General features: G+C 73.4%; 19 protein-coding genes. 7 read left to right on the forward strand and 12 right to left on the reverse strand.

Features of this window, described 5'->3' with window-relative positions; all coding sequences use genetic code 11:
• Position 1: 1 nt before the first annotated feature.
• A complete protein-coding gene (locus EBO36_RS14925) occupies positions 2–913 on the reverse strand; it encodes an ABC transporter permease (protein ID WP_122825303.1) in 912 nt (303 codons plus the stop codon).
• Position 914: 1 nt separating this feature from the next.
• Complete coding sequence (locus EBO36_RS14930; RefSeq protein WP_122825304.1) at positions 915–1,943, reverse strand: ABC transporter ATP-binding protein; 1,029 nt, start codon at positions 1,941–1,943, stop codon at positions 915–917.
• A gap of 127 nt (positions 1,944–2,070) precedes the next feature.
• Between EBO36_RS14930 and EBO36_RS14935 the strand changes: the two genes are divergently transcribed.
• Complete coding sequence (locus EBO36_RS14935; protein ID WP_122825305.1) at positions 2,071–2,376, forward strand: helix-turn-helix transcriptional regulator; 306 nt, start codon at positions 2,071–2,073, stop codon at positions 2,374–2,376.
• On the forward strand, positions 2,366–2,848 hold the full coding sequence (locus EBO36_RS14940; RefSeq protein WP_122825306.1) for a hypothetical protein: 483 nt from the start codon (positions 2,366–2,368) through the stop codon (positions 2,846–2,848). Before EBO36_RS14935 ends, EBO36_RS14940 begins: the two co-directional genes overlap by 11 nt.
• Before the next feature lie 44 nt (positions 2,849–2,892).
• Here the strand turns inward: EBO36_RS14940 and EBO36_RS14945 are convergent, their stop codons facing one another.
• Positions 2,893–3,105: a helix-hairpin-helix domain-containing protein gene (locus EBO36_RS14945; protein ID WP_122825307.1), complete on the reverse strand. Its 213-nt coding sequence runs from the start codon at positions 3,103–3,105 to the stop codon at positions 2,893–2,895.
• 123 nt (positions 3,106–3,228) lie between these two features.
• Between EBO36_RS14945 and EBO36_RS14950 the strand changes: the two genes are divergently transcribed.
• Positions 3,229–3,981, forward strand: a complete 753-nt coding sequence (locus EBO36_RS14950) for a class I SAM-dependent methyltransferase (RefSeq protein ID WP_122825308.1) — start codon at positions 3,229–3,231, stop codon at positions 3,979–3,981.
• Between the two features lie 9 nt (positions 3,982–3,990).
• Here the strand turns inward: EBO36_RS14950 and EBO36_RS14955 are convergent, their stop codons facing one another.
• A complete protein-coding gene (locus EBO36_RS14955) occupies positions 3,991–4,404 on the reverse strand; it encodes a MerR family transcriptional regulator (protein ID WP_122825309.1) in 414 nt (137 codons plus the stop codon).
• A gap of 74 nt (positions 4,405–4,478) precedes the next feature.
• Between EBO36_RS14955 and EBO36_RS14960 the strand changes: the two genes are divergently transcribed.
• On the forward strand, positions 4,479–5,702 hold the full coding sequence (locus EBO36_RS14960; protein WP_122825310.1) for an MFS transporter: 1,224 nt from the start codon (positions 4,479–4,481) through the stop codon (positions 5,700–5,702).
• 58 nt (positions 5,703–5,760) lie between these two features.
• Here the strand turns inward: EBO36_RS14960 and EBO36_RS14965 are convergent, their stop codons facing one another.
• Positions 5,761–6,192, reverse strand: coding sequence for an NUDIX hydrolase (locus EBO36_RS14965; protein ID WP_122825311.1), 432 nt, complete (start codon positions 6,190–6,192; stop codon positions 5,761–5,763).
• Between the two features lie 47 nt (positions 6,193–6,239).
• Entirely contained in the window at positions 6,240–7,607 is a 1,368-nt protein-coding gene (dnaB, locus tag EBO36_RS14970; RefSeq protein WP_122825725.1) for a replicative DNA helicase, read from the reverse strand.
• Positions 7,608–7,932: 325 nt separating this feature from the next.
• Here dnaB and EBO36_RS14975 point away from each other — a divergent pair, with 325 nt between their 5' ends.
• Entirely contained in the window at positions 7,933–9,294 is a 1,362-nt protein-coding gene (locus EBO36_RS14975; RefSeq protein WP_244925312.1) for an MATE family efflux transporter, read from the forward strand.
• Positions 9,295–9,400: 106 nt separating this feature from the next.
• On the opposite strand, the gene EBO36_RS14980 is transcribed toward EBO36_RS14975, so the two are convergent.
• The 6 genes from EBO36_RS14980 to EBO36_RS15005 all read right to left on the reverse strand — a co-directional run bounded on the left by EBO36_RS14980 (position 9,401) and on the right by EBO36_RS15005 (position 14,533).
• Positions 9,401–9,604, reverse strand: a complete 204-nt coding sequence (locus EBO36_RS14980) for a hypothetical protein (protein ID WP_122825313.1) — start codon at positions 9,602–9,604, stop codon at positions 9,401–9,403.
• A gap of 579 nt (positions 9,605–10,183) precedes the next feature.
• Complete coding sequence (gene rplI, locus EBO36_RS14985) at positions 10,184–10,636, reverse strand: 50S ribosomal protein L9 (RefSeq protein ID WP_122825314.1); 453 nt, start codon at positions 10,634–10,636, stop codon at positions 10,184–10,186.
• 14 nt (positions 10,637–10,650) lie between these two features.
• On the reverse strand, positions 10,651–10,884 hold the full coding sequence (rpsR, locus tag EBO36_RS14990) for a 30S ribosomal protein S18 (protein WP_122825315.1): 234 nt from the start codon (positions 10,882–10,884) through the stop codon (positions 10,651–10,653).
• Between the two features lie 57 nt (positions 10,885–10,941).
• On the reverse strand, positions 10,942–11,493 hold the full coding sequence (locus EBO36_RS14995; RefSeq protein WP_122825316.1) for a single-stranded DNA-binding protein: 552 nt from the start codon (positions 11,491–11,493) through the stop codon (positions 10,942–10,944).
• 59 nt (positions 11,494–11,552) lie between these two features.
• Entirely contained in the window at positions 11,553–11,840 is a 288-nt protein-coding gene (gene rpsF, locus EBO36_RS15000) for a 30S ribosomal protein S6 (protein ID WP_122825317.1), read from the reverse strand.
• 248 nt (positions 11,841–12,088) lie between these two features.
• Positions 12,089–14,533, reverse strand: coding sequence for a penicillin-binding protein (locus EBO36_RS15005; protein ID WP_244925313.1), 2,445 nt, complete (start codon positions 14,531–14,533; stop codon positions 12,089–12,091).
• 255 nt (positions 14,534–14,788) lie between these two features.
• Here EBO36_RS15005 and EBO36_RS15010 point away from each other — a divergent pair, with 255 nt between their 5' ends.
• Positions 14,789–15,445: a PadR family transcriptional regulator gene (locus EBO36_RS15010; RefSeq protein ID WP_122825318.1), complete on the forward strand. Its 657-nt coding sequence runs from the start codon at positions 14,789–14,791 to the stop codon at positions 15,443–15,445.
• Positions 15,442–16,521, forward strand: a complete 1,080-nt coding sequence (locus EBO36_RS15015; protein ID WP_122825319.1) for an inositol-3-phosphate synthase — start codon at positions 15,442–15,444, stop codon at positions 16,519–16,521. The genes EBO36_RS15010 and EBO36_RS15015 overlap by 4 nt, the downstream gene beginning before the upstream one ends.
• Positions 16,522–16,553 lie beyond the last annotated feature (32 nt).

Here is a 16,553-nt window from a genome sequence, read left to right on the forward strand (position 1 = left end):
CTCAGGCCGCCCGCAGCGACTCGCGCAGCCCGACCTTCCCGCCGGAGCGCAGGATCGCGTTGCCGTAGATGCGCCCCGAGAGCGCGCTGATCCCCACGATGGTCGCGACGGTGACCGCCAGGGAGAGCCCCTGCTGCCACAGGGGCACCGTCTCGAGGGCCATCCGCACCGGCAGGGCGAAGACGGTGAAGAACGGCACCATCGACGCGACGTCCAGCCACGGGCCGTCGGGGGCGTCGAACGCGAGGAAGACGACGGCGGCGAACGGCGCGAGGGTGAGCCCGTAGGCGGGCTGGAGGACGGGGCTGAGGTCCTCCTGGCGCTCCACCCGGGCCGCGAGGCCCGCCATGAGCACGGAGAAGAGCACGACGCCGAGGACCAGGCAGAGGAGGCTGACGGGCAGGACAGCCACGGGCAGGCCGAGGCTCGGCACGGGGCTGCCGCTCGCGGCGAGCCCGCCGACGGCGGCCAGGGCGATGACGGCGAACTGGGTGAGGCCGAGCAGTGACACCGCGAGGACCTTCCCGATGAGCAGCGGCCACGGGCGGATGCACGCGAGAAGGATCTCGACGACACGGCTCGCCTTCTCGTCGACGACGCCGGTGGCCAGGGTCGCGCCCCAGAGGGCGACGACGAGGACGATCGCGGCGCCGACGCCGAGGGTGAGGAGGAGGCCGGCCAGGCCCTCGGGCATCCCGGTGGAACCGCCGTCGGGGCCGACGAGGAACGGCGCGGCGAACGACAGCGCGGCGAGGAACCCGGTGGAGAGGAGGAAGGCCCGGGACTGGAGGCGGGCGAGGAGCTCGCGCCGGAAGACGAGGCCGAGGGCGGCGACACCGGACAGCGGCCTGGGCCGCTCCCCTCCGCCCCGGTAGGTCAGCGACGGACGGCTGGGCCGGGTGGTGGGTGCCATGTCAGTGCTCCTCCTCGGAAAGGACCAGGCGGTCGTCGGGACGGCCCGGGTGGTCGGAACGGTCGTCGTCGGGACGGTCGTCGTCGGAACGGTCGTCGTCGGAACGGCCCGGGTGGTCGCCGCCGCTGCGCACGACGTCGCGGTACAGGTCGGTGAGGCTCGGGCGCCAGTGCTGGAAGTCGAGGACCTCGCCGTGGGCGAGGGCGGCGCGGAGCACGTCCTGCGGGTCCAGGTCGCCGTGCAGCCGCAGCCGGACGGCGCCGTCGCGGTCGGGCAGGCGCTCCGCCCACCCGGCCGCCGCCCCGGCGCTCGGGAGGTCGGCGACCCAGACGTCGGGGGTGGCCGTGGTCCGCACGAGCAGCTGGCTGCCCGAGGACGCGGCCAGCTCGTCGACGGATCCCTCGGCGACGATCTGCCCGTCGGCGAGGATGCCGATGCGGTCGCACAACCGCTCGACGAGGTCGAGCTGGTGGCTCGAGAACACGACGGGCACGCCGCGGTCCGCCTCCTCCCGCAGCACGGTCGACATGACGTCGACGGCCACGGGGTCGAGGCCGGAGAAGGGCTCGTCGAGGACGAGGACGTCGGGGTCGTGCACGAGGGCCGCGGCGAGCTGCACCCGCTGCTGGTTGCCCAGGCTCAGCGTCTCCAGCGCCTCGCCGGCCTTGTCCTCCAGGCCCAACCGGGTGATCCAGTAGTCGCTGGCGGCCACGGCGCTGCGCCGGTCGAGGCCGTGGAGCTCGGCGAAGAAGGTGAGCTGACCCTGGACGGTCATCTTCGGGTACAGGCCCCGCTCCTCGGGCATGTACCCCACCCGGGCGCGGACGGCGTCGTCCATCGGCACGCCGCCGTAGGTGACGGTGCCGGCGTCGGCGCGCGTGACGCCCAGCGCGATGCGCATCGCCGTCGTCTTGCCGGCACCGTTGCGCCCGACGAAGCCGTACAGCTCGCCGGCCCGCACGGTGAGCGTCAGGCCGGTGAGGACGCGGTGGCGGCCGTAGCTCTTCTCCACGGCGGTCAGGGTGAGCATCGGGGTCTCCCTCGGTTGTGGTGCATCGACGGATCGTCATCAGGCAACGTTGCTTTTATACAACGTCCTGATCGATACGCGCAAGGGATCGTTCGAGATCGCAGCACCTCGTGGGTAGACTGGCCCCATGCCGCGCGTCCGTGATCCCAAGCCGCTGTACAACCGGCTGCGGGTGCTCCGGGCGGACATGACCCTCTCCCGGGCCGAGCTCGCCTCCCGGGTCGGCGTCAACCCCCAGACCATCGGGGCGATCGAGCGGGGCGACCACTCCCCGAGCCTCGCGCTGGCCCTGGACCTGTGCGAGGTCTTCGACCTGCCGGTCGAGGCGGTCTTCAGCCGCACCCCGTTCCCGCCGCTGTCGGCGGCCTACGCCGGTCGGGGGCACGCACGCCCCGCACCCACACCACAAGGAGACGACGACAGTGCCCGCTGACCGTGTGCCGAGCCCGCCCACGGGCCGACGTCCTTGGGCGACCTCCGTCTCCGCGAGCACGCGCCGGGGCGTCGTCGCTCTGGGCGGCGCCCTCTGGGTGGCCCTCACCGCCGTCTCCGTGCTGGGCGACGAGGGCCAGTCCGGTCTGTGGTGGTGGGCGCTGGTGGTGGGCTACGGCGTGGCGTGGCAGGTCTCGCGCGTGCTCGTGCGCGACGTCGCCGAGCGGCGCGACGGGGCGATCGACGAGTACGACCAGGTCCGCCGGGACCGGGTGCGCAACGTCGCCTACGCGGCGGTCCTCGGGCTCGTGCTCGCGCTGTACCTCTACCTCGTGGTCACCGTGAACCTCGCCGAGCGGGACGAGCCGACGTTCCTGCTCCGCGCCCCCGAGCTGGCCTTCGCCGCGTTCCTCGCCGGTGCCGCCCTGCCGACGTTCCTCCTCGCCTGGACCACGCCCGACGACGAGGACTAGCACCGGGCGGCGCGCCGGGCCGGGCCGGCGCGCCGGGCCCGGCCTCAGGAGGCGTAGGACATCCCCCGGGACGCCAGCTCCAGCTCGAGGATCCCGACCGCCCGCGGTCCGACGCCGTGGATCGCGAGCAGGTCCTTGCGCGTCACCCGCACGAGATCCTCGTACCGCGTGTAGCCGTGGGCGGAGAGCTGGCGCGTCGCCACCCGGCCGATCGCCTGGGGGAACTCGGTCGACGGAGCATCGTCATGGGCGGTCATCGCGCGCCTCCTCACCTGGGGCCGGCCTCGCTCCGCTCAGCGCGTCGCGGTGGCGCCGCCTCGCCCGGCGGGCCTGCTCGGAGGCTAGCGCCCGCCCGACGTCGTCGTGGCCATACTCGAGGGATGACCGCCGACCCCACCCTCACCTACGACCACCCGCGCCTCGCCGCGATCTACGACCTCGACAACCCCGACGGCGCCGACCACGACTTCTTCCGGGCGCTGGCCGACGCGCACGACGCGCGGGCCGTCACCGACCTCGGGTGCGGGACGGGGATCCTCACGGTCACGCTCGCGCGGGCCGGCCGGACCGTGGTGGGCATCGACCCCGCCCAGGCCATGCTCGACCAGGCGGTCGCGCGGCCGGGCGGCGATGGGGTCGAGTGGCGGCTCGGTACCTCCGAGCGCATCGCGCCGCGCTCCGCCGACCTGGTCCTCATGACCGGCAACGTCGCCATGCACATCCTGGCGGAGGCGTGGCCCCGCGCCCTGGCCGACGTCGCCCGCGGACTGCGGCCGGGCGGGCGGCTCGCCTTCGAGTCCCGCAACCCGGGCGCCGAGGCCTGGCGCGGGTGGACCGACGGCCCCGCCGAGCGCGACACCCCGGCGGGTCGGTTGCGGGAATGGACGACGACGGCGCCGCCGGACCCCGCGGGCATCATCACGATGGCCTGCCACAACGAGTTCCTCGACACCGGGGAGGTCGTCGACGTCGAGCAGCGCCTGCAGTTCCGCAGCCTCGAACAACTGAGCGCCGACCTGGACCGCGCAGGCCTCGCGGTGGCGCACGTGTGGCGGGACTGGGCGCGCACGCCCTTCACCGGCGCGGCGTCCGAGCCGCTCATGGTGGTGGAGGCAGTCGCGGCGCCGCGCTGAGGGCCGCCCTCACACCGTGGCGGACTCGCCCTCCCGGCCCGTGCGCGCGGCGTCGGCGACGAGAGCGGCGTGCTCCGTGCGGGCGAGGTAGTCGCTCAGCGTCCGCCGGCTGCGCGTGAGGCACGCGATGCGCTCGTCCAGCCCCGCAAGCTCGGCGGCGAGCGTCTCCGCGACCGAGCGGGCGCAGGGCGCGGCACGGCCGGACGCCTGCGTCTCCTCGAGGTCGAGCAGCACCTTGATGAGCCGCGTGGGCACGCCCGCCCGGACCAGGCCCGCCACGCGCTCGACCCGCGCGACGTCGTCCTCGTCGTACGCGCGGTAGGTGTTCGCCGAGCGTCCAGGCGCGAGCAGCCCCTGCTCCTCGTAGTAGCGCAGCAGCCGCGTCGAGACGCCCGTCCGCCGCGCCAGCTCCCCGATCCTCATGTCTGCCCCCCGGTGCGCGGCGGGTCCGCAGACCCCTTGACCTTCACACTAATGTCAAAGTCTAGCGTCGCCCCATGGCACCAGCACCCGTCACCACCGCCTCCGTCCGCCTCCCGTGGCCGAGCCTCCTCGTCCTGGCCGGCGCCACATTCGTGCTGGTCACGGGCGAGATGCTGCCCACGGCGGTGCTGCCGCGGATGAGTGCCGACCTCGGCGTCACCACGGCACGCACCGGCCTGCTCGTGTCGGCATGGGCGCTCACCGTCGTGGTCGCGAGCGTGCCGCTCGTGCGGCTCACCCGCCGGTGGGGGCGCCGAGACGTGGTCGCCGGCGCCCTCGTGGTCTTCGCGGCCTCCGCCCTGCTCACCGCGGCGGGCGAGGACTACGCGGTCGTGCTCGCCGCCCGGCTCGTCGGCGCTGCCGCGTGCGGCCTCCTGTGGTCGACCGTCAACGCGCACACGGCACAGCTGGTCCCGGGCGAGGGGCTCGGGCGCGCGATCGCGGTCGTGCTCGGCGGCGCGACGCTCGGCACCGTGCTCGGGGTGCCGCTCGCGAGCCTCGCGGCCGGCGCTGGTGGGTGGCGCGGCGCGTTCGCCGGCCTGGCCGTGCTCGCGCTGGCCGCCGCCGTGCTCGTGCGGACCGTCGTGCTGCCCGGCCGCCCCGAGGTGCCCGCCACCGACGGCGCGGGGGGCCGGCCCTCGCTCACGCCGGTCCTCGCGGTGGCCGGCCTCGTCGGGCTCGTGCTCGTCGGCCACTTCGCCGCGTACACGTTCGTCACTCGCCTGCTGGCGGGGCCGGCGGACGTGCTGCCCGGCGGCATCACGACGCTGCTGCTGGTCTTCGGCCTGGCGTCGGCCGTCGGCCTCGTCGTGGTGGGCCGGCTCGGTGACGCGCGCACGGCCGTCGCACTGCCGGTCGCCGCCGCCGCGATCGCCCTCGTGCTCGCCACGGTGCCGCTCGCCGGCACGCACCCGGTGGCCGGCGTCCTCCTCGTCCTCGCGTGGGGCCTCACGTTCGGCGCGCTCCCGCCACTCACCCAGACGAGGATCATGCGCGCCGCGGGCGAGGCCCTGCGCGGCGCGGCGGGCACCGTCATCCCGGTGGTGCTCAACCTCGGCGTGGCGGTCGGTGCGGCGGCCGGCAGCGCGGTCGTCGACCGCGCCGGTGTCGCGGCCCTGCCGCTCCCCGCCGCGGGGGTGGTCGCGCTCGCCGCGGGGGGACTGGCGCTGACGGCGGGTGGTGCGACCGCCCGCCTCGTGCGGCGCGGGCGCCCGCGCACGGAGGCGTGCACGGCCTGACGCGGGCGCGGCTCCTGCGGGCCGTGAGCCGGGCGGGGGTTCGGTGCGCGGTGCCCGATCAGCGCTCGAGGAGCCCGAGGGCGACGTCGACGATGCCGGCGCGGGCGGGGAGCGCGCCCACCTCGCCGAGCGGCACCCAGCGCGCGAAGTCCGTCGTGCCGCCCTGCTCGGTCGTGCCGAGGACCCCGCCGGTGATGGTGGCGGCGAGCACGAACCGCTGGGACCGCATCGGTCGGCGCCCGCTGGTCGCCGGCACGCACAGGTGGTGCGTGGCGAGGATCGCGCCCGCGGTGACGACGTAGCCCGTCTCCTCGTAGACCTCGCGGACGACGCCATCCTCGAGGCTCTCGTCGAACTCGACGCCCCCGCCAGGGAGGGTCCAGCAGGGCGGCGCTCCCGGGCCGCCGTTGAACCAGGTGAGGAGCATCGACCCGTCCGCGACCAGCAGCGCGTACGCCGCCAGACGGGTGTCGTACTCCGTGAAGTGCACCGGCCGAGAGTACTGGCCGAGGGTGGCGCCGGCGCGGACTCTCCTCGTCAGTGCGCCATGTCGATGAAGCGCGCGTAGTGGCCCTGGAAGGCCACCACGACCGTGTCGGTGGGGCCGTTTCGGTGCTTGGCGACGATGAGGTCCGCCTCGCCGGCGCGGGGGGACTCGCGCTCGTAGGCGTCCTCGCGGTGCAGGAGGATGACCATGTCGGCGTCCTGCTCCAGCGAGCCCGACTCACGCAGGTCGCTCATCATCGGCTTCTTGTCGGTGCGCTGCTCGGGGCCACGGTTGAGCTGGGCGACCGCGATGACGGGCACCTCGAGCTCCTTGGCCAGCAGCTTGAGCGCACGGGAGAACTCCGAGACCTCCTGCTGGCGGGACTCCACCCGCTTGCCCGAGCTCATGAGCTGGAGGTAGTCGACGACGACGAGCTTGAGGTCGTGCCGCTGCTTGAGCCGCCGGCACTTCGCCCGGATCTCCATGAGCGACATGTTGGGGCTGTCGTCGATGAACATCGGCGCCTCGGACACCTTGCTCATCGCCGTCGCCACGCGGGTCCAGTCCTCGTCCCGCATGGTGCCCTTGCGCATGTTCTGCAGGGGCACCTTGGCCTCGGCGGAGAGCAGGCGCATGGTGATCTCCGTGCGGCTCATCTCCAGGGAGAAGATCACCGACGTGAGGTCGTGCTTGATGGACGCCGACCGGCAGATGTCGAGCGCCAGGGTCGACTTACCGATGGCCGGCCGCGCGGCCACGATGATCATCTGGCCGGGGTGCAGGCCGTTGGTCAGCGTGTCGAGGTCGGCGAAGCCGGTGGGCACACCGACCATCCCCACCCCGCGGTTGGAGGCCTTCTCGATCTCCTCCATGGTGAGGTTGATCGTGTCCCGCAGCGGGACGTAGTCCTCGCTCGTGCGCCGCTCGGTGACGGCGTAGACCTCGGCCTGGGCGGAGTTGACGAGCTCGTCGACGTCGCCGCCGTCCGTCGCGTAGCCGAGCTGGGCGATCCGGGTGCCCGCCTCGACCAGCCGGCGCAGGACCGCCTGCTCGCGGACGATCCGGGCGTAGTACCCGGCGTTCGCGGCGGTGGGCACGGAGGAGATGAGCGTGTGCAGGTAGGGCGCGCCGCCGATCCGGCCGATCTCGCCCCGCTTGGTGAGCTCGGCGGAGACCGTCACCGCGTCCGCGGGCTCGCCGCGCCCGTAGAGGTCGAGGATCGCGTCGTAGACCATCTCGTGCGCCGGGCGGTAGAAGTCCTGCCCGCGGAGCACCTCGACGACGTCGGCGATGGCGTCCTTCGACAGCAGCATGCCGCCGAGGACGCTCTGCTCCGCCGCGATGTCCTGCGGCGGCGTGCGGTCGTACGTCTCGCGCGCCCCGGAGACCGACCCGATGTGCTCGTCCACGCTCGTCACGTGACCGACCTCCTTCACTCATTCCCAGGACACACGTCTATCGCCAACCACCGACAAGACCGCGAACGGTCGACGCGTGAGCTGTGGGCGGGACGGCGGTGTCCGCGACCCAGCCGGAACGGTACGCACCGGGACCCCTGCGACGCCAACTGCCCCCTGGGGACGACGGCGCGTAGCCTGTGGACGACCCGTGGACGACGCCCGTTCCTGTGTGCACAGACCGTGGACAACCTTGTGGATGACACTCGTGTGGTTCCCCAGGATGCCCACGATCCCGCCATCTCGGCGGTGCACACGATGTGGATAGAAATACCTGAGGAGATTGGTGGACAAGGCTCCGGGGCCGCGCGACCGGCGACGGCTCGACCGGCGGCGGCTCGACCGGCAGATCCTCGGCCTCGCCGTCCCCGCCCTCGGCTCGCTCGTCGCCGAGCCCCTCTTCGTCCTCATCGACTCGGTGATGGTGGGCCGCCTGGGCACGGCCGAGCTCGCCGGCCTCTCGCTGGCCTCCACCCTGCTCGTCTCCGTCGTCGGGCTCTTCGTCTTCCTCGCCTACGCGACGACGGCGGCCACGGCCCGGCGGATGGGCGCCGGGGACCAGCGGGGGGCTGTGGCGGCCGGTGTGGACGGCATGTGGCTCGCGCTGGGCCTGGGGCTGCTCAGCGCCGCCGCCCTCGTCCTCGCGGCGCCCTGGGTGGTCGGCGCCCTGGGCGCGACCGGGGACGTCGCGTCCCACGCCGTCGCCTACCTGCGCGCCTCCGCGCCGGGCCTGCCGGGGATGTTCCTCGTCCTTGCCGCGACCGGCACCCTGCGCGGGCTCCTCGACACCCGGACCCCGTTCGTCGTGGCCGCCGGCGGCGCCGCCCTCAATGTCGGGCTCAACGCGGCGTTCATCTACGGCCTGGGTCTCGGCGTCGCCGGCTCGGGCCTGGGCACCGCCGTCACCCAGACGCTCATGGGCCTCGTGCTCGTCGCCGTCGTCGTGCACCGCGCGCGCGGCCTGGAGCTCACGTGGCGCCCCACCGGCGCCGGCCTGTGGGCGAGCGCCCGCGCCGGGACACCGCTGCTCGTGCGCACGCTCAGCCTGCGTCTGGCCATCCTCCTCACCATCACCGTGGCGACGTCGTTGGGCGCGGTGGAGCTCGCCGCGCACCAGGTGGTCAACGCGCTGTGGGGGTTCACCGCCTTCGCGCTCGACGCGCTCGCCATCGCCGCGCAGGCGCTGGTGGGCCACGGCCTGGGCTCGGGGGACGCGCGCACCGTCCGCGCCGTCACCCGCCGCACCCTGCAGTGGGGCACCGCGGCCGGCGCCGCGATGGGGATCGTCATCGCCGCGGCGGGCTGGTGGATCACCCCGCTGTTCAGCGCGGACCCGGCGGTGCGGCGGGCGGCCACGCTGGCGCTGGTGGTCATGGGCGTGTGCCTGCCGGTGGCGGGGTGGGTCTTCGTCCTCGACGGCGTGCTCATCGGCGCCGGGGACGGGCGCTACCTCGCGTGGGCGGGGGTCGTCACGCTGGTGGTCTACGCGCCGCTGGCGGGCGCCGTGTGGCGCTGGGCGCCGGACGGGGCGGCCGGGCTGGCGTGGCTGTGGGCGGCCTTCGCCGGCGGGTTCATGCTCGCTCGGGCCGTCACCACGGGGCTCCGGGCCCGCGGCGACGCGTGGATGGTGCTCGGCGAGCGCACCTGATGCACCCGCACAGGAGGCGCTCCGGAGGCGCACGCGCCGGAGGCGAGGCACCCGCCTGATTGGTGGTCAGCCAGGAGGGGGCGCTCCACCCGCGTGAGGCGGTTGCTCAGCCCGCGAGGCGCTCCTCGCGGGCCTGGGCGGCGATGAGGCAGTCGAGCTCGTCGAGCTCGGCCAGGGCCGCCCACTGGTCGGAGCACAGGCCGGTCTGCGCGCACTCGCACAGCTCGTCCTCGGTCATGCCGATGTCGGCCAGGATCTGCCGGCGGCGTCGGGTGAGCTCGGCCACGGAGAGGGGGGTCGTCGTCATCATGTCTGCACCGTACGACCGGCCACTGACATCGCCCGTGACGCCGTCCCCGGGTGTCGCGCGGCGGTGGCCGCGGGGCACCGGCGGATGGCCGGGGCGCCCGCGGCCGGAACTCCGGATTCCGGCGCCTATGGGGGAGATCGCGGTGCCTATAGCGCTGCGATCTCCCCCATAAGCCCCCGAACGGCGCGACGAACCCCCGGAACGGCGCCACAGAGCGGCGGACAGGGGATATCGCCGGGCGGCCGGATCCGGGCGACTGGATCGGGCGACTGGATCGGGCGACCGGACCGGGCGGCAGAGGGATCGGGGCGCGGCCAGCCGACGGCTCAGCCGTCAGCCGACGACACGGCGCCGAGTCCCCCCGCGGCCGAAACTCCGGATTCCGGCGCCTCCGGGGGACATCGCGGTGCCTATAGCGCTGCAATCTCACCCATAAGCCCCGAACGGCGCGACGAGCCCCCGAACGGCGCGACGAGCCCCCGGACGGCGCGACGAGCCCGGAACGGCGCGACAGCCAGGAGAACGACTGCGGCCCGGCCCCCGAGACGGGGACCGGGCCGCAGCACCAAGCGATGACGGTCAGGCGTTCGGGACGACCCGGACCTCGACGGTCGCCTGGACGTCCGCGTGCAGCCGCACGTGGACCTTGTGCTCGCCGAGCGACTTGATCGCGGTCGGGACCTCGATCTTGCGCTTGTCGATCGCGGGACCGCCGGCAGCGGAGACCGCCGCGGCGATGTCCGCCGTCGTCACGGCGCCGAAGAGGCGACCGTTCGCGCCGGAGCGCACGGAGACGACGACGGGCTTGGACTGCAGCGAGTCCCGGACCGCACGCGCGTCCTCGATCGTGTGGATCTCGCGGGCCCGACGGGCCGCGCGGATCTGGTCGACCTGCTTCTGCGCGCCCTTGGTCCAACCGGTGGCCAGGCCGCGGGGCATGAGGTAGTTACGGGCGTACCCGTCCTTGACCTCGACAATGTCGCCGGGGGCCCCGAGGCCAGTGACCTCGTGGGTGAGGATGATCTTTGCCATGATGCCTCCCAGTCTCAGCGAGCGGAGCTCGAGTAGGGCAGCAGGGCCATCTCGCGGGCGTTCTTGACTGCCTTCGCGATGGCGCGCTGCTCCTGGACGGAGACACCGGTGACCCGACGCGCGCGGATCTTGCCGCGGTCGGAGATGAACTTGCGCAGCAGCGCGGTGTCCTTGTAGTCGACCACCTGCGCCTTCTTCAGCGGGTTGGCCTTCTTCTTGCCTGGCTTGCGAAGAACGGGCTTCGCCATGATGTGTGCTCCTCGATGTCTTCCGGACGCGGCCTGGCCGCGTTCCAACGTTGCGTTCTAGAAGGGGGGCTCGTCGCCGAACGAGCTCGACCCACCGGTCGCCCAGGGGTCGTCCGCCTGGCCACCGGCCGGCTGGTTGGAGCTCGCGCCCCCGTAGCCGCCGCCCTGGTTACCGCCCTGGTTGCCGCCGAAGCCGCCACCACCACCACCGCCGAAGCCACCGCCGCCACCGCCACCGCCACCGCGCTGGGTGCGGGTGACCTTGGCGGTCGCGTACCGCAGCGACGGCGCGACCTCGTCGACCTGCATCTCGACGACGGTGCGCTTCTCGCCCTCACGCGTCTCGAAGGACCGCTGGACGAGCCGACCCTGGACGACGACGCGGTTACCCTTGGTCAGCGACTCGGCGACGTTCTCCGCCGCCTCGCGCCAGACCGAGCAGCGCATGAACAGCGTGTCGCCGTCCTTCCACTCGTTGCTCTGGCGGTCGAAGGTGCGGGGAGTGGACGCCACGGTGAAGGACGCCACCGCCGCCCCCGACGGGGTGAAGCGCAGCTCGGGGTCGGCCGTGAGGTTACCCACGACGGTGATGACGGTCTCGCCTGCCATGTCGTTCTCCTGCGGGTCAGGTGGTCGGGGTCAACGCGACCCCGGGACGGATGAGCGCCTCAGTGGGCGCCGGCGCGGAGCAGCTTCGTCCGCAGGACGGCCTCGTTGAGGCCGAGCTGGCGGTCGAGCTCCTGGGCGAGCTCCGGCGTCGTCGTCATGTCGACGACGGCGTAGATGCCCTCGGATCGCTTGTTGATGTCGTAGGCAAGACGGCGCTTGCCCCAGATGTCGACCTTCTCCACAGTGCCGCCGGTGCGGACGACACCCAGGAGCTTGTCGAGCGACGGGGCGACGGTGCGCTCGTCGACCTCCGGGTCGAGGATGATCATCAGTTCGTACTGACGCATGCTGAGTACCCACCTCCTCTGGACTACGCGGTCACGGTCTCTCCGTGACAGGAGGGTGCAGCGGATCCCCTTGGGCGCGCGGGTGCGCGGTCTGTGGGGACCAGCTGCCTAGCCTATCGCAGCTGCGGGGCGCCTTCGGCCACCCCGCCGCCGGCTGTGGACGACGACGGCCGGCCGGGCCGTCGCGTGCGTGTGCGACAGCCGGCCGGCCGCGGGCCAGCTCCGGCGCGGGCCAGTTCCGGCGCGGGTCACCCCCCGCCGTCGCCGCCACCGTTGGGGGCACCGCCGTTCGCCGCACCGCCGTTCGCCGCTCCGCCGTTCGACCCGCCACCCGTGCCCGGGCCACGGTTCGGGCTCGGCGAGGGTGCCGGGGTGGGCTCGGCCGTGGGCTCCGGCTCGGGTTCGGGCTCGGTAGTCGGGGGCGCCGGGGGTTCCGGCGCCGGTCCGCTGGAGACGACGACCGTCACCGTGCTGCCCGGGGCGACGGCGGCCCCGCCGCCCGGGTCGGTGCTGATCACGGTCCCGGCCGGCTGGTCCGAGGGCTGCGCGACGACCTGCGCCCCGAGGCCGGCGGCGCCGAGCGCCGCGACGGCGGAACCCTCGTCCTGGCCGACGACGCCGGGCACCGCGACGGTCTCGGGCTCCGGCTCGGGCTCCTCGGTCCGCGTCTCCCGCGGGGCCGGTGCGCGCTCCTCGGTCTCCTCCTCGCGGGGCTCCCGCTCGACCGGCTCGAGGTCGGGCCGGGCCGGGAACTCCAGGGGCTCCATGCCCTCGGTGGCCACCTGCATGTAGTCGCGCCACATCGTCGTCGGGTAGGTGGACCCGGTGATGTTGTCGTACTCCCCGAACGGCGTGAGGGACTCCTCGGTGCCGTCCTCACCCACCTGGTACATGGCGATCACGGTGGCGAGCTGGGGCACGTAGCCGGCGAACCACGCCGACCGGGCGTCGTTCGAGGTGCCGGTCTTGCCGGCGGCGGGGCGCCCGAGGTCGTCCGCGCGCACGCCGGTGCCGCGCTCGATGACCGAGGTCATCGCGTACGTGGCTTCCGCCATGACGTCCTCGTCGAACACGCGCTGGCCCTCCGAGCCCCCGGTGTGGATGACCTCGCCGTCAGAGTCCTTGACCTCGGCGACGATGTACGGCTCGTGCCGCACACCCTGCGCGGCGAAGGTCGCGTACGCCTGGGCCATGTCGAGGGGGTGGGGCGAGGCCGGTCCGAGCACGTTGGAGGGCACGGGTGCGAGCCCCGGGGTGTCCTCGGGGAGCCCGGCGTCGATGGCCGCCTGCATCGTCAGCTCCGGTCCGACCTCGACGTTGAGCTGGGCGTAGACGGTGTTCACCGAGTGCGCCGTCGCCTCGACGAGGTCGATCCGTCCGCGGTTGACGGTGTCGTAGTTGTTGACCGGCCGGTCGTACCCCTCGATCTCCATGGGGGTGTAGCTGCGGTAGCGGTCCTCGAGCCGGACGTCGTTCTGCAGGGCGGCGACGAGCGCGAACGGCTTGAACGTCGAGCCGGCCTGGGCCACGTCCTGGGTGGCGGCGTTGCGGGACTGGGTGACGAAGTCCGGGCCGCCGTAGAGCGAGACGATGGCGCCCGAGGAGGGGTCCACGGACACCAGGGCCACCCGGTTGTTGTCGGGCCGGTCCTCCGGCAGCGAGTCGACGACGGCGACCGCGGCGTCCTGGGAGCGCTGGTCGATCGTCGTGGTGATCCTCAGCCCGAGGGTGTCGAGCTCGGCGTCGGTGAGCTCGCCCGCGGCGACGAGCTCGGAGCGGACCATGTCGAGGAGGTACCCCTCCGGCCCGGCGTAGGTGTCCGACCGGCTGTACTCGATGGTCTCGGGGAAGACCTGCTCGTCGCGCTCGTCCTGGGTGATCCAGCCGTCGCGGACCATGAAGTCGAGCACCCGGTTCCACCGGAGCTCGGCCTGCTCGGCGTCCACGCGCGGGTCCCAGGCGTTGGGGGCCGGGATGACCCCGGCGAGCAGGGCGGCCTCGGAGAGGGTGAGCTCCGCCGCGGGCTTGCCGAAGTAGTTCTGGGCGGCCCGCTCGATGCCGTAGGAGCCGCGGCCGTAGAAGATCGTGTTGAGGTAGTTCTCGAGGATGGTGTCCTTGGACTCCTCGCGGTCGATCTTGAGCGCGAGGATGGCCTCGCGGAACTTGCCCGAGTAGCTCGTGGTGGTGCCGAGGTAGTACCGCTCGACGTACTGCTGGGTGAGCGTCGACCCGCCCTGGGTCTGCCCGCCCCGGATGTTGTTCCAGAACGCCCGCGCGATGCCCACGGGGTCGATGCCGACGTTCTCGTAGAAGCGCCGGTCCTCCGAGGCGACCACCGCGTGGCCGACGTACTCGGGCAGCGTGGAGAGGGCGACGCTCTCGCGGTCGAACTCCGCGAAGGAGCCGAGCTCGGTCTCACCGTCGCTGTAGTACACGGTGGTCGTCTGGGCCTGGGCGAAGTCGCCCGGGTCCGGGACGTCGGTCGTCGCGTAGGCGGCCGCGAAGAGGCCGACGAGCACGGCGACCCCGGCGACGGCGGCCGCCAGGACCGCCCGCCAGCTCGGCACCCACCGTCGGATGGGTCCCATCCCGGAGCGCGGGTAGTTGAAGCGGCGCTTCTTGCCGGCGTTCGCGGCCGCCGCGCCGCCGGGGCGGGCCGCGCGGCGCGGGACCTGCTGGTTCTTGGCTGCCACCGAAACATCCTTCTCGCGGAGGGTACGGACACCGGGCGACGGCACGTCGCGGGCCAGAGATCGCCCCAGTATGGGGGAGCGCGCTGAGGAGGACGTGCGCGGACGAGGCGCGGGCGCCCGGGCGGCCCGCTGCGGCGCGGCCCCGGGCAGACCCCGTCGAGCACACGCTGATATATCGGTATGATACATCGGCGCGCCAGTGCCGCCGTCCCGGGTGCCCGTCCGGACAGGTCGGGGCGTAGACAGGAGTACGGCATGAGCACCCGCGCGGAGGTCCTCGACCTCGCCGTCCTCGGTCGGCTCGCCACCGCCCCCATGCACGGCTACGAGCTGCGCAAGCACCTCGGCGCGACCCTCGGCCCCGTCCGCGCCCTCTCCTACGGCTCGCTCTACCCCTCGCTGCGCCGGCTGACCGACGCCGGCCTCATCGCGGAGGTCCGCACGGCCACGACGCCCCCGCACGCCCTGTCCGGCCGGCGGGCGCGGATCGTCTACGAGCTCACCGACGCGGGCCGGGTGCACCTCGCCGAGGTGCTCGCCCACGCCGAGCCGGCCGCCTGGGACGACGACGCGTTCACCGTCCGGTTCACGCTCTTCGCGGCGACCGACGCCCGTACCCGGCTGCGCATCCTCGAGGGCCGCCACGCCCGCATGGTCGAGCGCCTCGACCTGCTCCGCGGCTCGGCGGCGCGCACCCGCGAGCGCATGGACAGCTACACCGCCGAGCTCGCGCGGTACGGCCTGGAGCAGGCGGAGCGCGAGGTCGCGTGGCTCGAGGACCTCATCGACACCGAGCGCGGCACCCGTGGACCCCTCGACCTCCGGCCGGCCACCGACGGCGGCCCGCCCCGGACCAGCACGGCGGGCGCCACCGGCGTCCCGGACATCCCCAACCCCAAGGAGCAACTATGAGCTCGATCCGCGTAGCGATCGTCGGCGTAGGCAACTGCGCGTCGTCCCTCGTCCAGGGCGTCACGTTCTACGCCGACGCCGACCCAGCGGCCACCGTCCCCGGCCTCATGCACGTGATGTTCGGTGACTACCACGTGGGGGACCTCGAGTTCGTCGCCGCGTTCGACGTCGACGCCGCCAAGGTCGGCAAGGACCTGTCCGCGGCGCTGCGCGCGAGCGAGAACAACACCATCACCTTCGCCGAGGTTCCCGAGCTCGGCGTGCCGGTGCTGCGCGGCCCCACCCTGGACGGCTTGGGCAAGTACTACCAGGAGACGATCACCGAGTCCGACGCGGAGCCGGTCGACGTCGTCGCCGCCCTCAAGGAGGCCCGCGCGGACGTGCTGGTCTGCTACCTCCCCGTCGGGTCGGAGGACGCCGCGCGCTTCTACGCGCAGTGCGCCATCGACGCGGGCGTGGCCTTCGTCAACGCGCTCCCCGTCTTCATCGCCGGCACCAAGGAGTGGGCCGACAAGTTCACGGCGGCGGGCGTCCCGATCGTCGGTGACGACATCAAGTCCCAGGTCGGCGCGACGATCACGCACCGCGTGCTCGCCAAGCTCTTCGAGGACCGCGGCGTCATCCTCGACCGGACGTACCAGCTCAACGTCGGCGGCAACATGGACTTCAAGAACATGCTCGAGCGCGACCGGCTCGAGTCCAAGAAGATCTCCAAGACGCAGGCCGTCACCTCCAACGTCTCCCACGACCTCGGCGCCCGCAACGTCCACATCGGCCCCAGCGACTACGTCCAGTGGCTCGACGACCGCAAGTGGGCCTACGTCCGCCTCGAGGGCCGCGCGTTCGGCGAGGTCCCCCTCAACCTCGAGTACAAGCTCGAGGTCTGGGACTCCCCGAACTCGGCCGGCATCATCATCGACGCCGTGCGCGCCGCGAAGATCGCGCTCGACCGCGGCATCGGCGGCCCGCTGCTCTCGGCGTCGAGCTACTTCATGAAGTCCCCGCCCGAGCAGCGCAACGACGACGCCGCGCGCGCGTCCGTCGAGGCGTTCATCCGCGGCGGCGTGGAGCGCTGACCCGGACCGGGGGTGGCCGCCACGGCCACCCC

It is taken from the genome of Georgenia faecalis (genome assembly GCF_003710105.1).
In the GTDB taxonomy this organism is placed as follows: domain Bacteria; phylum Actinomycetota; class Actinomycetes; order Actinomycetales; family Actinomycetaceae; genus Georgenia_A; species Georgenia_A faecalis.

Bases quoted from the DNA above. Each gene is read 5' to 3' on its own strand.
- EBO36_RS14945 (WP_122825307.1), bottom strand. From the start codon at position 3,105: ATGACCGCCCATGACGATGCTCCGTCGACCGAGTTCCCCCAGGCGATC.
- EBO36_RS14995 (WP_122825316.1), bottom strand. From the start codon at position 11,493: ATGGCAGGCGAGACCGTCATCACCGTCGTGGGTAACCTCACGGCCGAC.
- EBO36_RS14935 (WP_122825305.1), top strand. From the start codon at position 2,071: ATGCCGCGCGTCCGTGATCCCAAGCCGCTGTACAACCGGCTGCGGGTG.
- EBO36_RS14955 (WP_122825309.1), bottom strand. From the start codon at position 4,404: ATGAGGATCGGGGAGCTGGCGCGGCGGACGGGCGTCTCGACGCGGCTG.
- rpsF (WP_122825317.1), bottom strand. From the start codon at position 11,840: ATGCGTCAGTACGAACTGATGATCATCCTCGACCCGGAGGTCGACGAG.
- EBO36_RS14950 (WP_122825308.1), top strand. From the start codon at position 3,229: ATGACCGCCGACCCCACCCTCACCTACGACCACCCGCGCCTCGCCGCG.
- rplI (WP_122825314.1), bottom strand. From the start codon at position 10,636: ATGGCAAAGATCATCCTCACCCACGAGGTCACTGGCCTCGGGGCCCCC.
- EBO36_RS15010 (WP_122825318.1), top strand. From the start codon at position 14,789: ATGAGCACCCGCGCGGAGGTCCTCGACCTCGCCGTCCTCGGTCGGCTC.
- EBO36_RS15015 (WP_122825319.1), top strand. From the start codon at position 15,442: ATGAGCTCGATCCGCGTAGCGATCGTCGGCGTAGGCAACTGCGCGTCG.
- rpsR (WP_122825315.1), bottom strand. From the start codon at position 10,884: ATGGCGAAGCCCGTTCTTCGCAAGCCAGGCAAGAAGAAGGCCAACCCG.
- EBO36_RS14980 (WP_122825313.1), bottom strand. From the start codon at position 9,604: ATGATGACGACGACCCCCCTCTCCGTGGCCGAGCTCACCCGACGCCGC.
- EBO36_RS14930 (WP_122825304.1), bottom strand. From the start codon at position 1,943: ATGCTCACCCTGACCGCCGTGGAGAAGAGCTACGGCCGCCACCGCGTC.
- EBO36_RS14960 (WP_122825310.1), top strand. From the start codon at position 4,479: ATGGCACCAGCACCCGTCACCACCGCCTCCGTCCGCCTCCCGTGGCCG.
- EBO36_RS14925 (WP_122825303.1), bottom strand. From the start codon at position 913: ATGGCACCCACCACCCGGCCCAGCCGTCCGTCGCTGACCTACCGGGGC.